The organism is Neobacillus sp. Fa239 (assembly GCF_055395235.1).
The window spans coordinates 4575609-4601208 of record NZ_AP041611.1; the positions used below are offsets into that span (position 1 = coordinate 4575609).

Here is a 25600-nt window from a genome sequence, read left to right on the forward strand (position 1 = left end):
TTTCTATTTTATCAAATCTTTTTACAGACTGTAAAGGAGACCTGTCTCAGCAGAAAAATTAGGATGGATAGGAGACATTTCATGATTAAAAAGGATCATAATCTAAAGTTCGTTGTCGCTGGATTACTTTTGGGAATTCTTATGGCTGCGATGGATAATACCATTGTGGCGACCGCGATGCCGACAATTGTTTCTGAGCTTGGCGGCTTTGATAAATTTATTTGGGTTACCTCCGCATATATGGCAGCCGTTATGGCAGGGATGCCCATTTTCGGAAAATTATCTGATATGTACGGCCGGAAGCGGTTTTTTATTTTTGGCTTAACCGTATTTCTTATTGGCTCTGCCTTGTGCGGACTTGCCCACAGCATCATTCAGTTAAGTATTTTCCGTGCCATTCAGGGCATCGGCGGCGGAGCACTGATGCCGATCGCCTTTACGATTGTTTTCGATATCTTCCCGCCGGAAAATCGCGGAAAAATGACCGGATTGCTAGGGGCAGTATTTGGGGCATCCAGTGTGTTAGGTCCTTTATTAGGAGCCTATATTACCGATTATATTGGCTGGCACTGGATTTTTTATGTGAATGTACCAATTGGAATCGTATCAGTATTTTTCATTATCCGCTTTTACCACGAGTCATTGGAGCATTCAAAGCAAAAAATTGATTGGGCTGGAGCGATTACTCTGGTCGTTTCAGTTGTTTGCTTAATGTTTGCCCTTGAGTTTGGAGGCAAGGAATATGATTGGAATTCCGCGCAAATTATTAGTTTATTTGCCGGCTTCATTCTCTTTTTTGCTGCCTTTTTCTTCGTAGAATTAAAGGCTCAGGAACCCATATTACCGTTGTGGTTATTTAAAAGACGCTTGTTCGCAACATCGCAAATACTTTCGTTTTTATATGGCGGTACTTTTATTATTTTAACGGTATTTATTCCGATCTTTGTTCAGGCCGTATACGGTGGCACAGCTAAGAATGCAGGATTAATTTTAACACCGATGATGTTAGGCTCTGTTGCCGGAAGCTCTTGCGGCGGGATTTTCCTCAACAAGACCTCCTATCGAAATCTGATGATCATTTCAATTATTTCCTATGTGGCTGGAATGCTTCTTCTTGGAAATATGACAACAGATACGGCTCGTTTTATGGTAACCATTTATATGATTTTAGTAGGTTTCGGTGTTGGTTTTTCTTTCTCCTTATTACCAACGGCATCGATGCACAATTTAGAACCGCAATACCGTGGTTCGGCCAACTCTACTAACTCTTTCCTTCGTTCTTTTGGGATGACTCTGGGGGTGACCATCTTTGGGTCAATTCAAACCAATGGGTTTACGGATCGATTAAAAGAAGCATTTAAAGGAATGCAGGGGGCTTCTTCCTTTAAAATGGGGAATCCGCAAGATATTTTTAAAGAAAGTGTTCGGACGAAGATTCCTGGTTTTATTTTGGATAAAATTATTCATGCTATGTCAGATTCCATTACACATACTTTCATGCTTGCCTTGATTCCGATCGCGATTGCAGCCGTTACGATTCTCTTCATGGGCAAGGCACGTGTCGTTATTGAAAAGAAACCAGCTAAAAATAACTAAGCCAGTCGCTTGACTGGCTTTTTTGTTGTCGTTATGACGTTTTAATCATGAATTATACTCTATGCATCATTGGTAAAGAGAATAGATAAATATTTGCAATCGCCAGTAAGATCATCATTGTGTAATAGGGGGCCAATATTTTAAATGCTCCCTTATTGCCAATCCGATAAGCAGTATAAATTGAGCCAATTGTTCCTAAAAGGACGATGATGTATTGCATTAATTGCACTGTTGAAGCTGGTAAGAAGGCGAGGTCGCCCCTTGAAACATGTGCACCAAATAATGCTGCAGTATTATACCAGACTGCTTTTCCTTCCGTGATGATGTGGAACAGGTTATGGGCAAGATGTCCTGCCAAATCTAGTGGAATGATTGCATATCCGAACCGAATGAAGTTTTGTTTTACTTTATCAACTGACCCACCCAACAAGGTCGCAATTTTTGCTGTTCCAAATAGGAGGCCGACAGGAATGGCCATTGAGATGATAAACGCTACAGTAAAGTTTACATTGTAATTATCTGTTCCCGTGACAGCGCCTATTGCGTTTAATATATCCTGCCATATCGCTACCATCGTTATGTTTTGTACGAACACGATCCCCATAATAACAGCAGCCAGGAAAGTATGCTCTATCATTGGCTTTTTAATGCCCCATAATTCGGAGGTCGGTACCCGAGGCGAAATTCGAATTGAATTATTTGGACATGATTTCACACAATTTCCGCATAAGTTACAATCGGCTGACGAATCCATTGTTCTTACAAACTGAAACATCGGGCAGCCCTCTGCCTTTTCGCTTCCTTTAAAGCAGCTTTGAGATTTACATGTTTTACAAATTTCCGGCGTGCCGCGCAGTTCCAATGCTCCAGAGCGTGAGTAGTTTCCTGAAAGCCCTCCTAGAAAACATAAAGTTTTACAAAAAGTTCTTCTTTCATAGAAAACGGATGTCGCGACAACCATTGTAACAAGTAGAAGGAGCAAGTATCCCGAGCCTCTGGGTGATTCAACCACTCCCCAAATATGGTCACTGTAAGTGATGGCGATAAAGAAAAGATCAATAAGCCAAAGTACGTATTTTCTTAAAAACTTTGGTGTCGGTCTTTCGCTGCCAACTGTTTTTCGAATAATGTCGCTTAGCTTACCAAATGGGCAGATGGCGCACCAGAATCTTCCCACTGCGAGGAAAAAGATCGGTATAAGCGGCCACCATAAAACCCAAGTCAGAGAGGTTCCGACATTGCGTGTCGGGTCAACTGTTCCAACTACCAATTCATATACAATAACAGAAAAAACGATGAGGACAACCCATTGAAAAATACCTGGATACCATCTGCTTTTAATAAACTTATTGACGAAAGGTATAGATAAGAGATTAATCGTTTTTTTCCCTTCTATCCTATTTTTCTCTTGTGCTAGTTTGTTATTTGGAATAGCCATTGGAACCATCCTTTCTTCTGAACCATTTACTCCAGACTCCTATTAAAATGAAGGATAGATTAACGGCCCCATATGTTCCTAACACTTTTAGACTTGGCGGTGTTTCTTTCACAGGTTCATTGCCGCCCATGTCCATGCCGGCCATGGTGTTTTCTTTTTTCGAACCACTCTTGTCCATGTTTTTGTCCTTGCCGCTCATGTCCATGTTGCTCATGTCGTGTTTTTTTTGCGAATGATCCATGTTCATTCCATTTTGTCCGGCTGCAAAAGCTAATCTTCCGTTCATCAGAGTGAATGCCAGAAATATAATAACAACCATTTTTCCCTTCAAGTTCCTCACCTCAGTTTCATTACTTGCTATCTATAAAATAATGAAAAAGTGTGCAGAAACTATGGGTTTTTTTTGAATAAAATATGTCTGTTTATATTGGGCAAAAAAAATAGTATCCAGCTTTTGACTGGATACCATACCTTACTCTGCAAATTTCCCGTCCATATAATCGCGGTATGCTTGGCGGATTTCTTCCTCGGTATTCATTACAAATGGCCCTCTTGCAACTATTGGTTCATTTAATGGCTTACCTGCATATAGCAACACTTTAAGTGGCTCTTTTGCTTGGATGCTAACTTCACTGTCTTTTCCGGCTTCAGCATTCCCTAATTGTAATGCCTGTCCTTTGGATGCTTCTACATTGTTATTTCCAAAAAGGCCGGTTCCTTCAAGAACATACATAAATCCATTATAATCCCCCGGTAAATCCTGAGTTACCGAAGCCCCCAACTCCAGGTTGATTTCAACAAATGTCACTGGAACATAGTTTTTTGTATTGGATTGGATGCCGCCGGAAGACCCGGAAAAAATTCGAATTAAGACACCTGCTTCTTCACGAACTGGCATTTCTTGACTGCGAAGATTTTGATAACGCGGCTCGGTCATTTTATGCTCCCTCGGGAGATTCACCCATAGCTGGAGGGAATGAACGGTGTCCCCTTCTGCCGGGTCTTCGATATGGATAACTCCCCTTCCTGCCGTCATCCACTGAACGTCGCCCGGCTGGAGCTCGCCTTTTCCTGCCTTGTTGTCATAATGTTCGAGCTTGCCCTCAATTACATACGTAACGGTTTCGATTCCACGATGCGGATGGAAGTCAAACGTTCCTTTTTTGAAAAAATCCTCGGCTAAAAATAGAAATGGATCAAATTCTTTCATGTTTGCAGGGTCTAAAACCATTCCTGCTGCGTGTATTGGACTATGCTGGTGATGCTGAACAGCCCAGGTTCGTTTTATATCTCGATTGGTCATTTCTGTTACCTCCATTCTTAAAAATCGTACCGTCATTTCATGATTTTTTCAAATGTTTAACAAAATGTTTACAAATTTTGATAAATTTCGGCAGGGTTTTTATTTTCTGTTTAGAATAACATTACTAAATTGAGAGGAGTGATTTTATTTGATAATGAAAGACAGGTCAATACCATTAAAAATCCTTATTTTAGCAGCAATTTTGAGGAGACTTCCTTTGAGTCACGCGAAATACCAGCAAATAAAAGAGGAACTGGCAAGAAGGCTCGCCGGCTTCGAAGGGGAAAAATCACTAGATTTCTATTTTCGCGAGCTCCTCAAACAAAAATACCTCATCCTCCACGACCTTAATCTCCCGGATGGTGACTACAACTGCCAGATTGATACCCTTCTTCTAACTCAAGAGTTTGCACTCATTATCGAAGTCAAACATATGGCTGGTAAATTAATTTTTGACACCGATAACGAGCAGTTTATCCAGATTACCAATGACAAAGAAAAAGGCTATCCCTATCCGATTGCACAAGCAGAAAGGCACCAAAAACACATCAAGAAATTGTTGGCTGAACATCATTTTCCGGACGTGCCAGTTGAATATGTAGTCGTGCTAAGCAATGGATATTCGACCTATGTAGTCACCGGAAAAAACGCACACCGAGTTAAGCCGCGGGTATGCAAGTCCGACATTCTTCTGAAAAGAATAGAAGCATTTGAGAAAATGTATTCAGATCCTCTCATCTCTTCGAAGGACCTTCGAAAGTTTTCCCGTCTCCTTGTAAAATTGAATACACCTCCTACTACCTATCTTCTTAAAAAGTATGGGATTCAACGGTCAGAATTAAAAACAGGGGTCCATTGTCCTCAATGTCATCATCTTCCACTGGAACGAGGGAAACAAAAGTGGCATTGTCCTCGTTGCGAGAAGTATTTTGTCGATGCTCATATTGACGCACTGAAGGATTATTTTTTGCTGTTCGATATGAAAATCACTAATCGGGAGTTTCGGGAGTTTGCTCATTTAGATTCTATTCATACTGCTAAAAGATTACTTTTTTCCGCGGGTCTTAATTATTCAGGGACGAACAGATATCGTTATTATTTTCCAAGGTCCTTCCCCTGGTAATTTTCAATTCGCTAATAGAAAAGCGGAATTCGCTAATAGAATGTTAAAATTCGCTAATAGACTCGGCAGATTCGCTAATAGACATTCAAAATTCGCTAATAAAAATTAAATAGGCGCCAATATCGGCGCCTAAACCCACAAAACCTTCAAATTTAAACCTCCAAATCCCTGCCTTCTTCAACGATATGAAATAATAGGTGTGCCAAATGGTGAATCGGGCCGTATTCTTCTTCCTCTTCGTCGATTTCTTCATTAAATTCCAGATCGTTTAAGTAGAGAGCGGTAAATTCATAAAAATCCTCTAGACGGAAGGAATAGCAGCCGACTGGGTCTTCGTTTTCTTCCTCATATTGAAGCATTAAATAGGAAACAACTCCGTCCGCGTCTTCTGCATCAAAAAAGACAAAAAAACCGATGTTTGTATCTAAATCGAATAAATGTCTTGTTCCTCCTTCTGTTGCTTTTCCGAAGTCCTCCTGGCTGAGCTTTTGAATCTGCATAGTATCGACATTATCTTCTTGATGAAAGCTGACAACAAATGATTTCATGATATCCTCCTTAAATTTGCCAATATATGTTTAGTATGCCCTTTTTAAGCAATAAAAAAACGAGAACCGGAATTTTCCCAGTTCTCGCCAGACCCATCTTATTTCAACGATACCCAAACACTCTTCACTTCTGTATAGTTGTTCAAGGCATAGGAGCCCATTTCGCGGCCGATACCTGATTGCTTGTAGCCGCCGAATGGAGAGGCAGCGTCAAATGCATTGTAGCAGTTGACCCAAACCGTGCCGGCACGAAGACGTTCGGCAACATAATGAGCCTTTGCAACATCTCGCGTCCATACGCCGGCAGCCAAACCATATTCACTATTATTGGCGCGATCAATTAGATCATCCAAATCCTCGTATGGCAGCGCAGAAATAACTGGGCCGAAAATTTCTTCTTTGGCGATGGTCATTTCATCGCGAACATCTGCAAAAATCGTCGGAGAAACAAAATAGCCTTGTTCAAACGGTTTATCTCCGCCTACCAATAATTCTGCTCCTTCCGCCAAGCCTTTTTCAATATAGCCAAGAACACGTTTTTGCTGTTCAATCGAAACAAGCGGTCCGATTTCTGTATCTGCATGCAAGCCGGCACCCTGCTTGATTTTTTCGGCATGGCTCACCATATCGGCGACGACATTATCAAATTGTTTCTTTTGAATAAAGACGCGCGAACCCGCACAGCAAACCTGTCCTTGGTTGAACATAACCCCATTCAAGGCACCTGGGATGGCCTTTGTTAAATCGGCATCTGGTAAAATAATGTTTGGTGATTTTCCACCAAGCTCAAGAGTTACCTTCTTAAGTGTTTTAGCAGCGCGTGCCATGATAGACTTACCGACTTCCGTTGAGCCGGTAAAAGCTATTTTATCAACAAGTGGGTGATCAACAAGCGGCTGACCGGCTGTTTCGCCGAAGCCCGGAACAATATTCACGACTCCTGCAGGGAAGCCTGCTTCCTGGATTAATTCTGCCAAATATAAGGCAGATAAAGGAGTTTGTTCTGCCGGTTTTAGAACAATGGTACAGCCTGTTGCAAGCGCTGCGCCAAGCTTCCACATCGCCATTAACAGCGGGAAGTTCCAAGGGATAATTTGTCCGACAACGCCAATGGCTTCATGACGGGTATAGTTAAAAAATGGTCCATTCACTGGTATAGTTTGACCAACAATTTTCGTTGTCCAACCAGCATAGTACCGCATATGTTCAACAGAAAGAGGAATATCCGCACCAGTTGTTTCGCGAATTGGCTTTCCGTTATCGAGTGTTTCTAATTGAGCGAGCTCTTCTTTATTTTGTTCCATCAAATCCGCCAACTTGTACATTAATCTGCCGCGATCTGCTGCACTCATTTTTTTCCAAGGGCCTTCATCAAAAGCTTTTCTGGCAGCTTTTACGGCACGGTCAATGTCTTCTGGTCCAGCTTCATAAACTGCAGCAAGAACTTCCCCTGTTGCCGGATTATAAGTATCAAATGTTTTTTGTGAGAGACTTTCAACAAATTGACCATCAATGTACAGTTTCTTTTTTCCAAGTAAAAATTTTTCTACCTTTTCTTTTAGACTGATTGTGGCTTGATTCAATGTGATTCCTCCCTATATGTACCATTTTAAGGATTGAATGCGCTTACAATCCCGATTTCAATCTTATCATTATCAAAAACTAGCATTCAACTAAAATCTATTTAAAATATTCAAAATATTACCGACAGCATTTTTAGACAAAAACAGCGGCGCTTTAAACGGCGCCGCTACTCTTGCTGATTCTCCTCTTTATCCTCTTGACCTCGTTCATTTAAAAATGAATTTTCCCCTGTTGCGAAATTGACGGATAACAAGCTCATTTCCGGCTCTAATCCGTATAATTCCTTTGATAAATTCTTCTCTTTTTCTTTCATTTTATCACCCTCCACTTGCCACTATTTTATACAAGCGGGCTGAAATTATCCTTTTTTCGCATTGCTTTTTATTATCTTCTATGATAAGGAATCATTATCATAAAAAGAAAACCAGCCCAAAAAAGGCTGGTAACCTAAAAATATTTCTTTTTCCAAAAGATGAAGGCTGTGACACTCGATAACAACCCTGAAAGGAATAAGGTAATGTAAAAGGCATGCGGGCTATGCTGACCCGGTATATTGACGTTCATTCCGTAAAAACTCGAGACCATCGTTGGAAAGGATAAAATAATGGTGATCGACGTTAAAAATTTCATGACTATATTTAAATTATTCGAGATAATCGATGCAAAAGCATTCATCATCCCGCTTAAGATGGAACGATAGGTTTCGGCCATTTCGATTGCCTGCGTTTTTTCAATAATAACATCTTCTAATAAGTCCTTGTCTTCTTCGTACATTTTTAAATAATTAAAGCGCAGGATTTTATCAAGAACGACCTTGTTTGATTTTAATGAAGTAGTAAAGTATACCAAACTTTTTTCTAAGGCAAGAAAAGCATATAGCTCTTTATTTTTCAATGATTGATGAACTTGACGTTCAATTTCATTTGTTTTCTTATTGATTTGTTTTAAATAACGGAGATAGTAAGAAGAAATCATAAACAAGATTTGTAGGGCAAAACGTGTCTTTTTAAAAGTAAAAAATTCTTTGACTCTATTTTTCCGAAAATCCTCTAATATGGTTGTGTTCTTTAAGGAGACAGTGATGATTAAATCATCTGTTAATATGATCCCGATAGGAATGGTTTCATAAAGCTCCAGTCCGGTTTCATCGTTGACGACATATGGAAAGTCGACGATGATGTTTATCTGACCGTTATCGCGCTCAATCCTTGGACGTTCTTCATCATCCAACGCATCCTTTAAAATGTCAACGTCAATATCGGCATCGTTTGCAACCCGGCTGATTTCATCTTCCGTTGGGGCGTACATGTTAATCCAGCAGCCCTTTGAAACAACATCCACTTTTTCAAGTGCTTTCGTTTCGGTACTTTTGTATATTTCCAACATGTTTAAAACCTCCTCACTCACTTTGTTTGAGGAAGCCAACAACCTTCTCTAGAGCTGATATTCTTGATATTCAATTCAATCAATTCAAGGATCACATTGACTTCCCCGCGCCTACTTGGGTCCGGGTCTACGGAATAACTCAAAAATATCAACTCCTTTAAAACATTTTATTTTCCTATCTTATCATAAACCCAAATGGGCAAAAGCACAAACAGATTTATTGATCTTCCGGAAAATAAGGATTTAAATGAATCAATACTTCGTTTATATTGTCAAATTTGCCCATCAATTTCCCTTTGATTGATTTAGCAAGGTCATGGCCTTCTTTAATCGTTTTAAAATGATCAATGGCAATCCGTAAATCAACGAGGACATAGTGGCCATGTTCTCTGGCACGTATCCGGTCAATCCGCCTTACTTCAGGGAACTCTGAGACAATCGTTATGTAATCTTGAATGGTCTCACTATTAATATTGCGCTCAAGCAAAATGTCGAAGGCTTCAGTTAACATGTCTTTTGCGATTTTAAATATTAAATAGGCAACAAAAATACTAGCAGCTTTGTCTCCGTATAACAGGAATGGAATGTGCAGATGTTCCCCAATGAGCGAAAGCAGAACGCCGATCGCTGCCGAAATGGACGCCACAATATCTGCTTTATGGTCTAACGCAATGGCTTCAACCGCTTTACTGCTGTGTTTGTTGGCAACATTTAGCGAAGTGTGGTATAGGATAATTTTTGCAATGTAGGAAAAAAGAGCGATCCACATCGCAAGGAAGCTTGGAGGTTCAACCTTATGAAAAAATCCACTGATTCCTTCATAGACCACATAAAGGGAAACAAAAAAAAGGAGAATCCCAATGATTTCGGATACAATCACTTCTGCCTTGCCATGACCATACGGATGTTCCTTATCTGCAGGTTTATTGGAAATTTTTATCACCAATAAAACAATAATGGAGGCGAAGACATCGGCAGCAGAGTGGATCCCATCAGCAAAAACGGCATCACTTTTTCCGATAAATCCGATGAAAATTTTCCCCAATGTCAAAACAATGTTACTGATTACACTAATCCATGCCACTTTTCTTGCAAGAGTTTCTCTTAATTCCATCTTTTACCACCCCGGAAAATTCTCTTGAAAAGCATACCAAACCAAGTCTAGGTGGGTCTAGAGAAAAATTCTTGCACCCTTGAACCTTATTTGGACAGATTCAACATCATCCCTCTCGTCCCTTTGTTTCAGTCCTTTCCATTTCCTCTTCTTCCCTAACGGAAATAAGTGTAATTTGATCCTGAAGAAAATGAAAGGCGTGATCCAATTCTTCCCTTGTTGGAAACTCGCTTTTTTTAGGCATGTGGTTCAACTCCAATGAATGAATTATTTTTTTAAGTAGAAAATACGTCTGTAGTATTTAAAAAAAGGAGTGTTTGGAATGAACAAAAAGAATCAAACAGACAGTGCAAAAATTGCCGGGAGTTTTTTTCATGCCAGTGATTATCAAAGTAACAATGAGCTGGCCTCTGGCTTTGCCACTACCCATGAGCAGGCTAGTGATGTTTATATGGAAGGTGTTGTCGACGAGACAGCAGACGATGAGCAAAAATAAGAATTCAATGAAAACAGCTCTCATTAGTGAAAGCTGTTTTCTTTTTTACTTTTCACCGTTGTCAACATATGCATCGTGCTCGAAAGCCGGCAAGTCTCCAAAGCTTGTCATAATGCCTTCATCATCAAGAGCATTTTCATAATGCTCATGCTGTGGATTTGGATAGACCGTAATATTTTTTCCATACATATCCGTTCCCACGAAGTTCTCATAGTCCTCGACATAGCCAATATTTTCATCTGCTTCCGCATAAATATCACTGTAATCATCCTGTGGGAATGCTAAATCAGATGGAGTTTCCGATGTCCCCCACTGTGCGACCGTCTGCCAGGAATCCTCTGCGTCAAAGGCAACATCTTCATTTTTATCATCCATATCAAATTTCCCCCATGGCGGCATTAGGACTCCTTCCTCAACCGGCCGATCATGGGAAACAACCTGATCCGGACTGTGCTCCTTACAATAAGTTGTATTAGGCAGTGCCTCTAACCGCTCAATCGGAATATCCTTCCCACAGACTTCGCATTTGCCATATGTCCCGTTTTCCATTGCCTCCAGGGCATGGTTGATATTCCTTAATTGCAGTTCATAGTGTTCATTTAAGGCAATGTCCTTCTCCCTTTCATATAACTCCGTTCCATCGTCTGCGGGATGGTTATCATAGCTTGATAATTCCCCCATTGACTCATGGTCATGCCCCCGTTCTAAGCCCAAATGGTCATTTTGCTCCAGACATTCTTCCACTTCGCTTTTTTCTTTCAACAATTGCAAGCGTAAATCTGCCAGCTGCTCGGTTGATAGCATAGGTCGAACCCCTTTCATATATAAAAACAGATGCTGAATTCACCTTTATCACTCTATTTTAGTTTCAATGTTTTTCCGATGGTTTATGTAATAAAATTTTAATTCCATAAAAATTCCTTACGAATAAGTTTCATTTAGACGTGTACTTTAACTAATGTATCTGCATGAAGAAATGAGGGGTTTTTTTGGTTAATGAAAATTGGGATGAATTTAATAAAATCCAGCAAAAGCATCGAGGTAGTTATTTAGGAAATGATAAACAAAAACCAGGTTTAAATGATTCCGAATATAACAATCAAGATAATACGGATAAGTCCCCGGGTGCAACAGGGCGGACAATTTAAAGGGTGGGGATTGATTTCCCAGCCTTTTTTGAGGGAGGGGTAATGTGATGAAATGGTGGCAGCTTTCATTATTCGGAGTGGCTTGTACAATCGGGACCGGTTTTTTTCTAGGTTCCAGTTTGGCCATAAAAATGACAGGGCCCTCCATTTTAGTAGCATTTATTATGGCGGCGATTGGATCGTATTTCGTATTTGATGCCCTTTCCAAAATGACATCAAAAGACCCGCAAACAGGCGGCTTTCGCACCTATGCCAAAAAGGCTTATGGCAGATGGGCCGGCTTTAGCAGCGGCTGGGTTTATTGGTGCTCCGAAATGCTGATCATGGGAAGTCAAATGACCGCTTTGTCCATTTTTTCGAGGTTTTGGTTTCCTAAAATTCCATTATGGTTGTTTGCCACGGGTTATTCGGTGCTCGGGCTTGTTGTTCTTCTAGTTGGTGTAAAGGCTTTGAACAGAATGGAAAACGTACTTGCTATATTGAAAATTTCCGCCATCTTAATGTTTATTATCATTGCCTGCCTTGCCATTTTTGGTGTCCTCGATGGAAATAAGCCCATTCAATATCCGAAAGGTATGAAAGATATTTTTCCAAATGGTATTAAAGGTCTATGGTCCTCTGTCATTTTTGCCTTTTATGCATATGGCGGAATCGAAGTATTGGGGTTAATGGCTGCAAGATTAAACGATCCGAAAGAAGCACCGAAAGCTGGAAAGATCATGTTGATGGTCCTTACCACCATTTATATCCTTTCAATCGGCCTTGCCGTTATCATGGTAACTTGGAACTCTTTCAATTCGAAGGAAAGTCCATTTGTCATTGCCTTAAAGGCCTACCAGCTTTCATTTGTGCCCCATATCTTTAATGCAGCCCTTATCATTGCCGGTTTTTCCACCATGACTGCTTCCCTTTTTGGAGTTACAAGCATTCTTGAAACACTTGCAGAGGAGGGGGATGCACCGAGGATATTCTCGAAAAAAGGGAAATTAACAATCCCTCTGCCAGCATTGTTTTTGACCATCATCGGAATCAGCGCTTCCATTGTCACCGCATTAGTGATGCCAGGAAGGATATATGAATATATCACGACAGCGGCAGGCTTAATGCTTCTGTATAATTGGTTATTTATTCTTGCCTCTTCCAGAAAAATTCTTGACTTAAAAGTGAAAGAGAAGATTAAGAACGGGGCCGGCGCCATCTTTATTTTAATTGCCATCAGCGGCACTTTATTTCACGCAACCAGCAGACCGGGGTTCTTTATAAGCTTATTATTTGTTTGCATCATTGGCGTAATCGCCTTCATCATGCATTTTAAGTGGACTAAAAAGAAAATTCTTAATCCATGGCCGACAGCATAAGGATAACCGGGTAGCTGCCCGGCCTTTTTGTAATCAAATAAAAAGCTGAACGGCTTGAAATCCAAAATAAAAGCCAAATCCAATCAATGAAAGACCGGACAAAACTGAGATCATGACTAAAAGCCGCGATGTCACAAAGTTCCGGAAACTGCTGGAAACTCCTGCCATCGATATATCCCATAGCAAAAGACCTATAAAGATGGCGCAGCTGTAAAGAATCAATCGGCTGTTTTCATATGCAGAGGCTGTTTTGGCAAGAATGGAACCATAAATTCCAAGCCAGAAAAGAATGGTTAATGGATTGGAAATGGACATTAAAAATCCGGAAACAAATGATTTTGTCAGCGGTTCCTTGTTTCTTGTATACTCCAAATTTATTTTGCCTGCATTCTTTATGCTTTCGATACCGGTATAAACGAGAACAAAACAGCCAAATAGCCACAAAAATATCTGCACTAATGGAGCCTCAAGGAATTTCACAATGCCAATATAAACAACCAGCATATAAATTCCGTCTGCCAATACTGCTCCTACCCCAATCAGCCAGGCATGAATGAACCCATGCCGAATTCCGCGGTCAATTTGAGCAGCATTAATGGGACCTATTGGGGCCGCCAGAGATAATCCCAATAAAATATAGCTTAAAAATGCATTCATTCCAATCCCTCCCGCCAAAAAAGCCTGTCTACGTATTTTTATTCAAGTAGGAAGGATTGTACGACACAAAAAGGAGCTTTCCAAAATGGAAAACCCTAATTTGTTTCCGTAATTTTTCTTAGCTCATGCTGAAAAAATTCTTCGTCCAGTGATTGTTGGAGTAAATGATGCCGCTGCTCCGGAAGATTAAATAAATCAATATCGATAATATATTTTGGGCGCTGTTTCGACTCCTTGTAAATTTTCCCAACATATTCTCCAATTAAGCCGATGGCAATCAGCTGCAAGCCTCCGATAAGCCAAATGGACGTGATCAAGGAGGTCCAGCCTGTTTCGGTATTTCCCAAAAACTTTAGCGTTAGAAAATATCCGCCAAAGAGCAGACTCAAAAAAAAGGAGACAAAGCCAATCACTAGGACAAAGCGGATTGGGGAAACAGAAAAAGAAGTAATCCCATCAAAAGCAAAGGCCAGCATTTTTTTGAAAGGATACTTTGTGTCACCCGCCTCCCTTTCCTTTCGGTCATACTGAACAACTGCTGTTTGAAAGCCGAGCAGTGGTACAATGCCGCGTAAAAAAAGATTTACTTCCTTAAAATGTGCCAACTCTTCTACGGCACGTTTGCTCATTAAGCGGAAGTCAGCATGGTTATAGATGAGGTCCACACCCATTTTCTCCATTAGCTTATAAAAGCCTTGGGCTGTAGTACGTTTGAAAAATGTATCCGTATCCCGGCATTTGCGAACTCCATAAACAATCTCATTGCCTTCCAGGTATTTGATTATAAACTCGCGAATCACTTCGATATCATCCTGCAGGTCGGCATCTATCGAAATCAAACAATCTGAAGAATTTTTAGCAGTAAATAAACCTGCTAACAAAGCATTTTGATGTCCGACATTTCGCGATAATTTTAAACCGCGCACCAACTCATTTTCTAATCCTTCTTTATAGATCAAGTCCCATGTCCGGTCCGTACTGCCGTCATCAACAAACAATATTTTGCTCTTATCTGAAACAAGACTCTCAGAAATAAGCCCCTTTACAACCTGATGAAGCCGATAAATGGTCATTGGCAAGACTGCTTCTTCATTATAACAAGGAACAATAATTGTAAGGATTGGCTCTATCACAATGGAATACCTCCGATATTACATAGTCTTATACAAATAAATCTTCCATGCAGCCGTTTTCGATTGAAACACTTTTTCAAGGATCAATTGATTTTGCGCCGCATTATCGATGGGCAGGGCGGAGAAAATATATTTTCCGCCCATTTCTTTAAAAACATGTGTATTAAGCTGAAGGTTTTTCAAATGTCTTTTTGAATGTTTCTTAATCATTACGTTCTTTCCCAGTTGACTCGTAAAGAGATAGCAGCGGCCGCCCCATTGATCAAAGTAATTCTGTATCGTTTTATTTTTAGCCAATTCTTTCTCAATCACTTTTCGAAAATGATGTTTATAGGCTAATGGATAAAAATTATTATACGTATCAAGTGTGTAAAATCCATTGTACTGTGAAACAGCAGGATGGATCCCAATGCTTGCAACACGATAATTTTTTTGGGGAACACCTATATACTCTTGAATTTCCTTAAATAATTCCTCCGCATAAAATTGCTTAACGGTGGGTTTTTGATGGTAAATAATTTCGTCATTGGTTAATCCAAGAAGCAGAATCTGAAGGACTGCCAGGGATTTTGCGGCTCTTGCCCAGCTTATTCCTTGAAGAGAAATGATTTTTAATGCAAGAGCAAAGCACACATAAATGACCAAGGGCTTTAAAAAGTGAAAACGGGCAAAATTAAACGTATTCAAAAAATGAAATTGTTTTGTCAGCGATAGCCATCCATGATAAAACCAAAAGGCATACCAAAGGGATAACAAAAAATTCAATGTAAATAGAAAGACAAATAGCTTTTCCTGTTTCCATAATTTTTTAGCATAAATAAAATAAAGTGCAATAAAAGATGCTGGAAGGATAAAAAGGGTATGTAACGTCATCACATGTGTATGCCCAAAAAGGAAATTTTTAAATGTAAGGCGAACCGCCCGCCAAAATGGCAGATAGGCATGAATATATTCATCCCGGCTATTGGCTTCAGCCGAGAATAAGAAGGAATAGAGCAAGCGATATTCAACAAGCAAAAAGACTCCGGTCATATAAACAATGGCCAACAGGAATCGTAAATTCCAGCTTTTTCCGCGCAAAACATCGAAAATCCACAAGATACCCAAGGCGCATAAAAAAAAGAAAAAGCCTAAAACAATGCTTGAATATAAGGGCAATAAAGTTAAAACCAGGTATTCCTTCCACGTTCCTGTTCCATTCCGGATATTGAGAAACGCCCAGAGGGCAAGCGGCATCCCTAAAGTACTCAGCATCCCCGATGGCCAATAAGGGGTTAAGGCAAAGGCAAGTGCTCCGCCAATATGTAAAAAACACCAGTCTGAGCCGGGGATAAAATGCTTTTTAAGGAGTAAATACATTCCAAAAAATGCGACAAATCTTGTTAAGGCTTGGCTTAAACCATAAGCAATCATCGTCGGGAAAAAAGAATAAAGCCAGACAATTAAACTGAATTCCGAGGAGAAGGTATTTCTCGGAGCTCCATTAATAATTTGGGGAATAATCCCGTTCAACGGACCAAACATTTCACCGCTTCGTGCTAAAACCTTATACCATGTTAAGTTTGAATCCAAATTATCATGAACACGAATATGGGCATTGTCCTGTAAAATAAACAATGGAGAAAGGTAGATCATCAGAACGATCAAAGCAAAGATGATAGACCCTTGCTCTTTCTTCGTATTATTCAACACTCTTTACACCCCAATAATCTTTTGTCAAAACCTGCGGTTGTATATAAAATTTGCAATTCAGATAAAAATTATCCCTTTTTTTCCAGTCTCTTAACATAAAAAAACCTTCCGGAAGCCGGAAGGCCTTATTGAAAAAAATATTGTTTTTGCTCTATATTCCTATAATCATTTAAAAGAGTATCGAGTTTTTGGCTGCATTGAACAACTTTCGGGCTGGTATATCCATACTGATGTGCTAAAACAATCATTTCAGATCTGGTACTTTCAATAATTGACAACAAAGCGTTCATGCTATTCTTCATGCCGTCGACCTCATTTCAGAATTGATACTATTTACATGTTATTAATCATAATTTATTAGTTTTTTGAAAGAATTACAAGTAGGGTAAATATAAAAGTAACGAACTTTTTGTGAACAAAGACCTGTGATAAAATACTCCCCATTTGTTAATAATAGGAAAAAGATCATGAGGTGATGGCTTTGCCAAACCGTGTTTATATCAGCTTTCTACGTTTACCGCTATTAATTCGCATTCTTTTAATTGCTTTACTAGTTTTCCTATTTTTTGGTATTTTTATACATTTTCTTGAGCCTGATACCTTTCCTACGATTTATGATGGAATCTGGTGGGCGATCATTACTGGTACAACCGTAGGCTATGGGGACTATGTCCCCTCTTCTTTTTGGGGAAGACTCACAGCCCTGCTCTTAATTTTGCTTGGAGCAGGCATTGTTTCGTCCTATTTTGGAACATTGGCTGCGGCGGCAGTGACTAAACAAGATGCCCTTTCAGAGGGGAAAATTGAGTTTAAAGGGGAAGGACATATCATCATCATTGGCTGGAATGAAAGGTCCAAGGAATTAATTGCGAAAATTACCAGCCCAAAATATTCGCAAATGGTGGTGTTAATTGATGAAACTTTGCCTTCAAACCCCCTGAGCTCCAAGTTTGTTCATTTTATCCAGGGGAAAAGTCATGTCGATGAAACAATTTTAAAAAGTAATATTGAAAAAGCGGAAAAAGTCTTGATCACCGCAGACCGAGGAAATGATGAGCTTCAGGCAGATATGAACAGCATTTTAGCTTTATTGACAATCAAGGGGTTATGTCCGGAAATCAAATGTATTGTGGAGATTCTGACAGCTGAGCAGGTGATCAATGCATTGAGAGCAGGAGCGGATGAAGTGATCCAATCCAATAAACTGACGAGTGTTTTTATGGTCAACAGTCTTCATTCTAACGGGGACGGGCTGCTGTCAGATTTTGTTCATCACTTGCAGGAAAGCCGATTATCCGCTCATTCTATAAATGAAAGTGATATTGGCAAAACCTTTATCGAAGCATGTCAGGAATTTTTAATGAATAAGAGTTTTCTAATTGGAATCAAAAGAGGGGAAGAGACCATACTTAACCCCTCCCATTCATTAAAAATTGAAGAGAATGATCTTTTTTTACTTTTTAAATAATTAATCTGAAAGTAGGACAGCTTCCAATTCTTCAACAAGCGCTTTACCCTTATCAATAAATTTTCGAGGAAAACTGGCATCTTCATCAAGCGGTTCTTGAAATTGATTAAAGGTACCGGCAGAATCAACCCGGTCATCGATTCCAGTTTGATAGACATGTGATAATAAAAATGGTCTTCCGAGCTGGACCGTGCAGTTATTGGCGTCCAGCTGGCCGTCAACGGCTTCAAAGGGCAATCTGAGAAATTCATATCCCTCAATGTCATCGATTTTATAATCAAAGGCACCATGGTCATAATCCCAGTTTCCGCCAATTGAATAACCGATTGGCTTTAATTTTTGCTCTAATTTAAACAAATCAAATTCCATTCCCTCAACCTTTGATGACAGTTGTATCATGATAACCTCTCCTCCTTTTGCTTGTTAGTTTCTCCAAACAAAAGGATTTCAATAAAAAAGGGCGACTAAAAAGTCGTCCCTCCATTTTTATTTTAATCGTTTTTCAAGCTCAGCTTTCTTTTCTTCAAATCCAGGTTTGCCCAACAAAGCAAACATATTGACTTTATAGGCTTCAACACCTGGCTGGTCAAATGGATTCACACCAAGCAGGTATCCGCTCATGGCACAGGCTTTTTCAAAGAAATAAACAAGATAGCCAAATGTGAATTCATCAAGTGTTGGAATCGTAACAATTAAGTTTGGCACGCCGCCATCTGTATGGGCCAACATTGTTCCTTCAAAGGCTTTATTATTTACAAAATCAATGGTTTGGCCTGCAAGATAGTTTAAGCCATCAAGGTCACTTTCTTCTTTTTCAATTGTCAATTCATGGCGCGGCTGTTCGACCTTAATGACGGTTTCAAATAAATCGCGACGCCCTTCTTGAACATACTGACCCAGGGAATGAAGATCTGTTGAAAAATTGGCCGATGATGGGAAAATTCCTTTTTGGTCTTTTCCTTCACTTTCACCAAATAACTGCTTCCACCATTCAGAAAAATACTGAAGGCCTGGTTCATAATTAATGAGCATTTCAATGGTTTTACCTTTGTTATACAGAGCATTGCGAACGGCTGCATATTGATACGCTGCATTATCTTCCAGCTCAGAGTGACTGAAATCCTCTTGTGCAAGGGCCGCCCCCTCCATCATCTTTTCAATGCAAGCACCGCTTACTGCAATGGGAAGTAAGCCGACAGCCGTAAGAACGGAATAACGTCCGCCAACATCATCCGGAATAACAAAGGTTTCATAGCCTTCTTCATTAGCTAAGGTTTTTAAGGCACCACGCGCTTTGTCAGTCGTCGCATAAATCCGTTTTCGCGCCTCATCAACACCATATTTTTCCTCTAATAGTTTACGGAAAATCCGGAAGGCAATCGCTGGTTCTGTGGTAGTTCCTGATTTAGAAATTACATTAATCGAGAAATCCTTCCCTTCAAGAAGGTCCATGACATCTCTCATGTAGGAGGAACTAATATTGTTACCAACAAAAATAATCTGCGGTGTCGTACGTTTTTCCTTAGACAGTGCATTATAAAAGCTATGCTGAAGCATTTCAATCGCAGCTCGTGCTCCCAGGTATGAACCTCCAATCCCAATGACAAGAAGGACATCCGAATCGGATTTAATCTTTTCAGCCGATTTTTGAATTCGGGAAAACTCTTCTTTATCGTATTGAGTAGGGAGTTCGATCCACCCTAGAAAATCACTTCCTGCTCCTGTTTTTTCGTGCAAGGAATGGTGCGCAACCTTTACCGCGTCACGCAAGTATGTAAGCTCGTGCTCTCCAAAGAAGGTTAGGGCTTTTGAGTAATCAAAACGAACATGTGTCATAGATGATCCTCCATTATTTTATTTTCACTAATCACTTTAACGAATGTAGGTCAGATAATCAAGGAAGGTCCATCATTGAAAGCGTGTGCATTTTTCTACAAAATTTTTAAGGAGGTTATCCCAAAAGGACAACCTCCTTATACTTTTTACAAAGATGCCTGATAAATGGCTATTGCATCTTCCTTATTTAGTTTTTGAAAGTTGCCAAAAGCACCGTTAACCATTGCTTTATCAGCCATTAACTCAATTTTACTATCATCAATATCATAATCTGCTAATCGAGAAGGGGCACCAATGCTGTTCCAGAAATCACGCAGCTTTTCAATTCCTTCAAGGCCGGCTTCTTCAGCACTCTTTCCGTTCGGGTCTACTCCAAACACTCTGACAGCAAGCTGCTGAAAGCGTTCCGGCTTTACGTTTAAATTATGCTTCATCCAGTTTGGGAACAAAATGGCAAGGCCGCCGCCATGAGGGATGTCATAGACAGCAGATACCGCATGCTCGAGATTATGTGTCGCCCAATCCCCGCGGTAACCCATATTTAAAATCCCATTTAACGCCATAGTTCCTCCGTATAAAATCGTTGCCCGATCGTCATAATTTTCAAGGTCAGACAGCAGCTTCGGGGCAGTTTCCATGACAGTGATCAGCAATGATTCACACATCCGGTCCTGGTATTGTGTATTTTCTTCTAAATGAAAATAGTGCTCTAAAACATGTGTCATCATATCAACCATTCCATAGATTGTTTGATCTTTTGGAACAGTAAACGTATTGACTGGATCTAAAATTGAAAATTTCGGGAAAGTAACTTCGCTTCCCCAGCCATATTTTTCATTGGTTTCCCAATTGGTGATTACCGATCCTGCATTCATTTCCGAACCGGTTGCGGCCAATGTTAAGACGGTTCCAAACGGAAGAGCTTCCGCTGCAACTGCTTTTTTGGTCACTAAATCCCATGCATCTCCATCATATTTTGATCCTGCAGCAATTAGCTTTGTACAATCAATTACACTGCCCCCGCCGACGGCTAAAATGAATTCGATGTCTTCTTGTTTGCAGATTTCAATACCCTTACGTGCGGTGGTAATTCTTGGATTAGGCTCCACTCCAGGCAGTTCAAAAACCTGGGCATCTATTTCTTTTAAAACACCATGCACCTGTTCATATAGGCCGTTTCGTTTAATACTGCCGCCGCCATAAACAAGCAAAACCTTTTTTCCGTATTGTGGAATTTCAGTTTTTAATTGTTCCAATTGTCCTTTTCCAAAAATCAACTTTGTTGGATTCCTGAAAGTAAAATTCTCCATAGTTTGACTCCATCCTTTTCTTTAAATCCAGCCTCTTATCCGAGCAGCCTCAGCCATTTTTCTTATTCCGACCATATATGCGGCCAAACGCATATCCACGTTCCGATGTTGAGCCAGGTCATAAACTTGATTGAAGGAATGCTCGAGCTTTTCTTGTAATTTTTCTGCTACTTCCGCTTCAGTCCAATAATATCCCTGTTTATTTTGCACCCACTCAAAATATGAGACCGTAACACCCCCGGAGCCGGCTAATACATCCGGAACAACTAAAATATCCCGCTCCAAAAGGATTTGGGCCGCTTCCAGCGTCGTCGGTCCATTCGCCGCTTCAACCACTATGGATGCCTTGATATTATGAGCATTACCTGCTGTTATTTGGTTGGAAATAGCGGCAGGGACTAAAATATCACAGTCCATTTCCAACAGCTCCTGATTGGTAATCGTTCCATCAAAAAGGGTTGTGACCGTTCCAAAACGATCGCGACGGCTTAAAAGATAATCAATATTTAGTCCATCCGGGTCATAAAGGGCCCCGTAGACATCTGAAATGCCAATAACCTTCGCACCTGACTCGTGCATAAACTTGGCAAGGTGGCTCCCAACATTTCCAAACCCTTGGATAATAATTCTGGCTCCCTTTACTGAAATACCCCGTTTTTTGGCTGCCTCATGAATACATATGGCTACTCCTCGTGCAGATGCTTTTTCCCGTCCTTCTGAACCTCCAAGCACCAGTGGTTTACCGGTAATAAAACTGGAGGAATCAAATTGCCGAAGACGGCTGTATTCATCCATCATCCAGGCCATTATTTGTGAATTCGTGTAAATACCTGGTGATGGAATGTCTTTTGTTGGTCCGACAATCTGGCTTATAGCCCGAACGTATCCTCGGCTTAACCGTTCTAATTCTCCCTGTGACATCGTTCTGGGATTACATACGATGCCGCCTTTCCCTCCCCCATAAGGTAAATCAACGATCCCGCATTTTAAGCTCATCCACAACGACAGCGCCTTAACTTCGTCCTCATTGACATCTTTATGAAAGCGGACACCACCCTTTGTTGGTCCAACTGCATCGTTATGCTGGGAGCGGTAACCGGTAAAAATTTTGATGGAACCATCATCCATACGCACCGGTATTCTTACTTGAAACATACGTAAAGGTTCCTTCAGCAATTCATACATTTCCTCGCCAAATCCAAGCATTTTCAATGCTTTAAGAATCACAATTTGGGTGGACTCGAGCAGATTTTTTTTCCCTCTTCCCTTTACTTCACTCCCCATTATTGCACCCCTAAAAGTTCGATCTGTTAACTTAACACCTTTGTAATGCGCTCTATCGCCCAATCCAATTCTTCTTTACTAATAATGAGCGGCGGAGCAAACCGAATGACAGTATCATGGGTTTCTTTACATAAAAGCCCCTGGTCTTTTAATTCTTCGCAGTATTTTCGTGCAGGCTCTGTTAGTTCAACGCCAATAAACAAGCCCCGTCCGCGGACTTCCTTAATTTTAGGATTCTTTATTTCTTTTAATTTTCCAATAAAATACTCTCCAAGCTCCAATGATCTCTCGGCAAGTTTTTCATCCACGAGTACATCAAGAGCAGCAATGGAAACAGCACACGCTAAAGGGTTGCCTCCGAAGGTAGACCCGTGTGATCCCGGATTAAATACACTTAAAACATCTTTGTTGGCGACAACACAGGAAATCGGGAAGACACCACCCCCGAGTGCTTTACCAAGAATATACATATCTGGCTCAATATTTTCCCATTCACTGGCAAACATTTTTCCTGTTCGGCCTAAACCAGCCTGAATTTCATCGGCAATAAACAAAACATTGTTTTCCTTACAAAGATCAAATGCAGCCTTCATAAAGCCTTCCGGTGGGATGACAATTCCGGCCTCTCCTTGAATCGGCTCTATTAAAAATGCTGCTGTATTAGGTGTAATAGCTGACTTTAGTGCCTCTAAATCTCCATAAGGAATCAATTTGATCCCGGGAAGCATCGGTCCAAAGCCCCTTTTGTATTCAGGGTCGGAAGATAATGAAACGGCGGTCATTGTCCGTCCATGGAAATTTCCATTGCACGCTATAACCTCAGCTTGATCCTCAGCAACCCCTTTTACATCATAGGCCCAGCGCCGCGCTGCTTTAAAAGCGGTTTCGACCGCTTCTGCCCCAGTGTTCATTGGAAGGACCATTTCTTTTTTGGTTAATTGGCTTACCTTTTCATACCAAGGACCAAGTTTATCACTATGAAAGGCCCGTGAAGTTAATGTGACCTTGTCGGCCTGACATTTTAGAGCCTGAATAATTTTGGGATGGCGGTGACCTTGGTTTACAGCTGAATAGGCACTGAGCATATCCATATATTTGTTCCCTTCAGGGTCTTGTACCCAAACACCTTCTGCACTTGATATAACGATTGGCAGGGGATGATAATTAGGTGCTCCATATTTTTCGGTTTGTTCAATTAAATGATTTGAATTAACTCTAGCTGTCATAGAAACCCTCCTTCTTTTCTCAATAAAGATATGTACATTAATTATATTTTAGCCGAGCAGACGAAAAGAATGAACTGATTTGAATCTTTTTCCGTTTGATTAATTTACCAAAAAAATAAGACCTAGAATTAACTAGGTCTTACCTTGCTTATTTTTTAATTAAATCTTCTCTTTGTGACTGGTCAATCCAATCTTGAAGCTTATCTTTCAAGGTATTAAATCCTTGCATTCCTTCCACCTCAGGAACAATCGCAGCAGCTTGACGTTTTTTAGGCTTCTTTACTTTAGCAGTCTGTTGAACAGGAGCCTCCTCTGTAGCACGGATAGATAAGCCGATTTTTCCAGCCCCTTCATCTACAGATAATACTTTTACCTTTACTTCATCGCCCACTTTAAGATGATCATTAATGTCCTTAACATAGCCATGGGTAATTTCAGAAATGTGGACAAGGCCTTGTGTATTTTCCTCAAGTGCCACAAATGCCCCATATGGCTGAATTCCTGTTACCTTTCCATTCAATATACTGCCAATCTCAATTTTTTCTGACATGAAAACACTCCTAAATTCATCATTATTTTTTCCCTTTTATACGCATTAAAAAATTATACCATAGTGAATAACTATAATCAAAAAACGAAACAGTTTTTTTAAAAAGAAACCTTCGAATGAGTATTTGTGGAAATTAACAAAATGTTCATAACTATTTTAGGTTAAATGATTTTTTTATGATAGAATATATAAAACAAATTTTTTACAGGATGAGGTGATCAGTATGAAGTCAATCGGCCAAACAATAAGAAATTGCCGTGAAATGCAAAACATGTCGCAGCAAGAGCTGGCACAAAAATTAAGAGTGGGAACCAATACGATTGAGAAATACGAATCTGGTGAGCAAATTCCAAGCCGGCAGACCATTTTAAGGCTGTCAACCATATTGGATATCCCTGCAGCTGATTTATTAGACCAAAAGTTTCATACAAACTCCTCTACATTGAACTAAGGGTTATCTATTCCAAATAATTAAAAGCGGTTTAACCGCTTTTTTTCTTTTTTTATGTATAAAAAAGAGAAATACCGGCAAACCTTAATCCATAAGGCTTTCTAGTATTCCCCCTTTTTTGAACTGGACATACCCTCGTGGTATGTCCTCTTTTTATGGTTTTGCCGAGGTACTTTAGTTAATGGTACACTCACTGCTGTTTTTAATGATCAAAAGCTCCTTTGCCACTTGAAGGCAGCTTTCCAGCGGGATGACCTCTTCAAAGGAGAACTCATAAATACGTTGGATTCTCTCAGCTAAAAGGTCTGGATCGTCGTATTCATGAATGGCTTGTATCGTGTCCGCAATTTCGGTATCATACCCGCCGTCTTTCAATTGAAACGGATCCCACTCGTTTAAAATATCAACAAACTTTAAATTAGTTGGAAGCTGACTTTTCTCCATCCTCCATCCTCCTGCAAAATTATTTAAGAACATATTCTGCTAGAACACTTTGCAGCTCATAAATGTTTAAATTCTTATTAAATTGCTTTTGTAGCGGCAAAGCATTTCCAGAAATCCAAATTTTAAGCTCTGCATCCAAATCTAAGTGCCCTGCTGTTTCAATACTGAAATGCGTAATACTTTTATAAGGAATCGAATGGTACTCGACTTTTTTCCCGGTTAATCCTTGCTTATCTACTAAAATGAGCCGCTTATTTGTAAAAATAAACAAGTCCCTTATCAGTTTATAGGCTTTTTCAATTCTCTCATTCGACGATAGAATTTTTGCATACTCTCTCTGAATTTCCGCTGCACTTACCTCTGAGGCGTTGCCAATTACCCCATCAAAAAATCCCATAATTGTTCACACCTTTCCCGATTCTCCCTTTAGTATACTTTCTTTCAAAGAAATTAAA

At 40.1% G+C, this 25600-nt stretch carries 29 protein-coding genes; 7 read left to right on the plus strand and 22 right to left on the minus strand.

Annotation, left to right across the window (positions count from 1 at the left end):
- Positions 1-81: 81 nt before the first annotated feature.
- Complete coding sequence (locus ACZ5XR_RS22695) at positions 82-1596, plus strand: MDR family MFS transporter (protein ID WP_464498743.1); 1515 nt, start codon at positions 82-84, stop codon at positions 1594-1596.
- Between the two features lie 52 nt (positions 1597-1648).
- Here the strand turns inward: ACZ5XR_RS22695 and ACZ5XR_RS22700 are convergent, their stop codons facing one another.
- The 3 genes from ACZ5XR_RS22700 to ACZ5XR_RS22710 all read right to left on the minus strand — a co-directional run bounded on the left by ACZ5XR_RS22700 (position 1649) and on the right by ACZ5XR_RS22710 (position 4337).
- Positions 1649-3034 (minus strand): 4Fe-4S binding protein, encoded by a 1386-nt coding sequence (locus ACZ5XR_RS22700; protein WP_464498744.1) that lies wholly within the window; start codon positions 3032-3034, stop codon positions 1649-1651.
- The gene (locus ACZ5XR_RS22705; protein WP_464498745.1) at positions 3018-3353 is read right to left on the minus strand and encodes a hypothetical protein; all 336 of its coding nucleotides are present in this window, start codon (positions 3351-3353) and stop codon (positions 3018-3020) included. The genes ACZ5XR_RS22700 and ACZ5XR_RS22705 overlap by 17 nt, the downstream gene beginning before the upstream one ends.
- A 153-nt stretch (positions 3354-3506) precedes the next feature.
- Positions 3507-4337 carry a pirin family protein gene (locus ACZ5XR_RS22710; RefSeq protein ID WP_464498746.1) on the minus strand — a complete coding sequence of 277 codons (831 nt, stop codon included), beginning with the start codon at positions 4335-4337 and terminating at the stop codon, positions 3507-3509.
- 217 nt (positions 4338-4554) lie between these two features.
- Here ACZ5XR_RS22710 and ACZ5XR_RS22715 point away from each other — a divergent pair, with 217 nt between their 5' ends.
- Positions 4555-5460: a nuclease-related domain-containing protein gene (locus tag ACZ5XR_RS22715; RefSeq protein WP_464498747.1), complete on the plus strand. Its 906-nt coding sequence runs from the start codon at positions 4555-4557 to the stop codon at positions 5458-5460.
- A gap of 152 nt (positions 5461-5612) precedes the next feature.
- Here the strand turns inward: ACZ5XR_RS22715 and ACZ5XR_RS22720 are convergent, their stop codons facing one another.
- The 6 genes from ACZ5XR_RS22720 to ACZ5XR_RS22745 all read right to left on the minus strand — a co-directional run bounded on the left by ACZ5XR_RS22720 (position 5613) and on the right by ACZ5XR_RS22745 (position 10336).
- Positions 5613-6008, minus strand: a complete 396-nt coding sequence (locus ACZ5XR_RS22720; RefSeq protein WP_464498748.1) for a cytosolic protein — start codon at positions 6006-6008, stop codon at positions 5613-5615.
- A gap of 98 nt (positions 6009-6106) precedes the next feature.
- On the minus strand, positions 6107-7591 hold the full coding sequence (locus tag ACZ5XR_RS22725; protein ID WP_464498749.1) for an aldehyde dehydrogenase family protein: 1485 nt from the start codon (positions 7589-7591) through the stop codon (positions 6107-6109).
- Positions 7592-7758: 167 nt separating this feature from the next.
- Positions 7759-7905: a hypothetical protein gene (locus tag ACZ5XR_RS22730; RefSeq protein ID WP_464498750.1), complete on the minus strand. Its 147-nt coding sequence runs from the start codon at positions 7903-7905 to the stop codon at positions 7759-7761.
- A gap of 134 nt (positions 7906-8039) precedes the next feature.
- Positions 8040-8978, minus strand: coding sequence for a magnesium transporter CorA family protein (locus ACZ5XR_RS22735; protein WP_464498751.1), 939 nt, complete (start codon positions 8976-8978; stop codon positions 8040-8042).
- A 217-nt stretch (positions 8979-9195) separates the two neighbouring features.
- Entirely contained in the window at positions 9196-10092 is an 897-nt protein-coding gene (locus ACZ5XR_RS22740; protein ID WP_464498752.1) for a cation diffusion facilitator family transporter, read from the minus strand.
- A gap of 106 nt (positions 10093-10198) precedes the next feature.
- Positions 10199-10336 (minus strand): hypothetical protein, encoded by a 138-nt coding sequence (locus ACZ5XR_RS22745; protein WP_464498753.1) that lies wholly within the window; start codon positions 10334-10336, stop codon positions 10199-10201.
- Positions 10337-10414: 78 nt separating this feature from the next.
- Between ACZ5XR_RS22745 and ACZ5XR_RS22750 the strand changes: the two genes are divergently transcribed.
- Positions 10415-10588 carry a DUF4025 domain-containing protein gene (locus tag ACZ5XR_RS22750; protein WP_464498754.1) on the plus strand — a complete coding sequence of 58 codons (174 nt, stop codon included), beginning with the start codon at positions 10415-10417 and terminating at the stop codon, positions 10586-10588.
- Positions 10589-10633: 45 nt separating this feature from the next.
- Here ACZ5XR_RS22750 and ACZ5XR_RS22755 read toward each other — a convergent pair whose 3' ends face one another.
- Positions 10634-11392, minus strand: a complete 759-nt coding sequence (locus tag ACZ5XR_RS22755; protein ID WP_464498755.1) for a yteA family sporulation protein — start codon at positions 11390-11392, stop codon at positions 10634-10636.
- Positions 11393-11577: 185 nt separating this feature from the next.
- Here ACZ5XR_RS22755 and ACZ5XR_RS22760 point away from each other — a divergent pair, with 185 nt between their 5' ends.
- The gene (locus tag ACZ5XR_RS22760) at positions 11578-11736 is read left to right on the plus strand and encodes a hypothetical protein (RefSeq protein WP_464498756.1); all 159 of its coding nucleotides are present in this window, start codon (positions 11578-11580) and stop codon (positions 11734-11736) included.
- Between the two features lie 47 nt (positions 11737-11783).
- Complete coding sequence (locus ACZ5XR_RS22765; protein ID WP_464502412.1) at positions 11784-13094, plus strand: amino acid permease; 1311 nt, start codon at positions 11784-11786, stop codon at positions 13092-13094.
- 33 nt (positions 13095-13127) lie between these two features.
- Here the strand turns inward: ACZ5XR_RS22765 and ACZ5XR_RS22770 are convergent, their stop codons facing one another.
- The 4 genes from ACZ5XR_RS22770 to ACZ5XR_RS22785 all read right to left on the minus strand — a co-directional run bounded on the left by ACZ5XR_RS22770 (position 13128) and on the right by ACZ5XR_RS22785 (position 16878).
- Entirely contained in the window at positions 13128-13751 is a 624-nt protein-coding gene (locus ACZ5XR_RS22770; RefSeq protein WP_464498757.1) for a LysE family translocator, read from the minus strand.
- Between the two features lie 95 nt (positions 13752-13846).
- Positions 13847-14884, minus strand: a complete 1038-nt coding sequence (locus tag ACZ5XR_RS22775; RefSeq protein WP_464498758.1) for a glycosyltransferase family 2 protein — start codon at positions 14882-14884, stop codon at positions 13847-13849.
- An 18-nt stretch (positions 14885-14902) separates the two neighbouring features.
- On the minus strand, positions 14903-16576 hold the full coding sequence (locus ACZ5XR_RS22780) for a DUF6044 family protein (RefSeq protein ID WP_464498759.1): 1674 nt from the start codon (positions 16574-16576) through the stop codon (positions 14903-14905).
- A 125-nt stretch (positions 16577-16701) separates the two neighbouring features.
- Positions 16702-16878, minus strand: coding sequence for a Spo0E family sporulation regulatory protein-aspartic acid phosphatase (locus ACZ5XR_RS22785; protein WP_464498760.1), 177 nt, complete (start codon positions 16876-16878; stop codon positions 16702-16704).
- 173 nt (positions 16879-17051) lie between these two features.
- On the opposite strand from ACZ5XR_RS22785, the gene ACZ5XR_RS22790 reads away from it, so the two are divergent.
- The gene (locus tag ACZ5XR_RS22790) at positions 17052-18044 is read left to right on the plus strand and encodes an ion channel (protein ID WP_464498761.1); all 993 of its coding nucleotides are present in this window, start codon (positions 17052-17054) and stop codon (positions 18042-18044) included.
- On the opposite strand, the gene ACZ5XR_RS22795 is transcribed toward ACZ5XR_RS22790, so the two are convergent.
- The 6 genes from ACZ5XR_RS22795 to yugI form a co-directional block, all read right to left on the minus strand.
- The gene (locus ACZ5XR_RS22795; RefSeq protein WP_464498762.1) at positions 18045-18443 is read right to left on the minus strand and encodes a YugN-like family protein; all 399 of its coding nucleotides are present in this window, start codon (positions 18441-18443) and stop codon (positions 18045-18047) included.
- 87 nt (positions 18444-18530) lie between these two features.
- Positions 18531-19880 carry a glucose-6-phosphate isomerase gene (locus ACZ5XR_RS22800; RefSeq protein WP_464498763.1) on the minus strand — a complete coding sequence of 450 codons (1350 nt, stop codon included), beginning with the start codon at positions 19878-19880 and terminating at the stop codon, positions 18531-18533.
- A gap of 146 nt (positions 19881-20026) precedes the next feature.
- Entirely contained in the window at positions 20027-21190 is a 1164-nt protein-coding gene (locus ACZ5XR_RS22805) for an iron-containing alcohol dehydrogenase (protein WP_464498764.1), read from the minus strand.
- A gap of 21 nt (positions 21191-21211) precedes the next feature.
- A complete protein-coding gene (locus tag ACZ5XR_RS22810) occupies positions 21212-22474 on the minus strand; it encodes a Glu/Leu/Phe/Val family dehydrogenase (RefSeq protein WP_464498765.1) in 1263 nt (420 codons plus the stop codon).
- Positions 22475-22500: 26 nt separating this feature from the next.
- On the minus strand, positions 22501-23700 hold the full coding sequence (locus ACZ5XR_RS22815) for an ornithine--oxo-acid transaminase (protein ID WP_464498766.1): 1200 nt from the start codon (positions 23698-23700) through the stop codon (positions 22501-22503).
- A 148-nt stretch (positions 23701-23848) separates the two neighbouring features.
- A complete protein-coding gene (gene yugI / locus ACZ5XR_RS22820) occupies positions 23849-24250 on the minus strand; it encodes a S1 domain-containing post-transcriptional regulator GSP13 (protein ID WP_464498767.1) in 402 nt (133 codons plus the stop codon).
- Positions 24251-24473: 223 nt separating this feature from the next.
- On the opposite strand from yugI, the gene ACZ5XR_RS22825 reads away from it, so the two are divergent.
- The gene (locus ACZ5XR_RS22825) at positions 24474-24701 is read left to right on the plus strand and encodes a helix-turn-helix domain-containing protein (protein WP_464498768.1); all 228 of its coding nucleotides are present in this window, start codon (positions 24474-24476) and stop codon (positions 24699-24701) included.
- Positions 24702-24875: 174 nt separating this feature from the next.
- Here the strand turns inward: ACZ5XR_RS22825 and ACZ5XR_RS22830 are convergent, their stop codons facing one another.
- Both ACZ5XR_RS22830 and ACZ5XR_RS22835 read right to left on the minus strand, forming a co-directional pair.
- Positions 24876-25145, minus strand: a complete 270-nt coding sequence (locus tag ACZ5XR_RS22830; protein ID WP_464498769.1) for a DUF1871 family protein — start codon at positions 25143-25145, stop codon at positions 24876-24878.
- Between the two features lie 19 nt (positions 25146-25164).
- A complete protein-coding gene (locus tag ACZ5XR_RS22835) occupies positions 25165-25542 on the minus strand; it encodes a PH domain-containing protein (RefSeq protein WP_464498770.1) in 378 nt (125 codons plus the stop codon).
- Positions 25543-25600 lie beyond the last annotated feature (58 nt).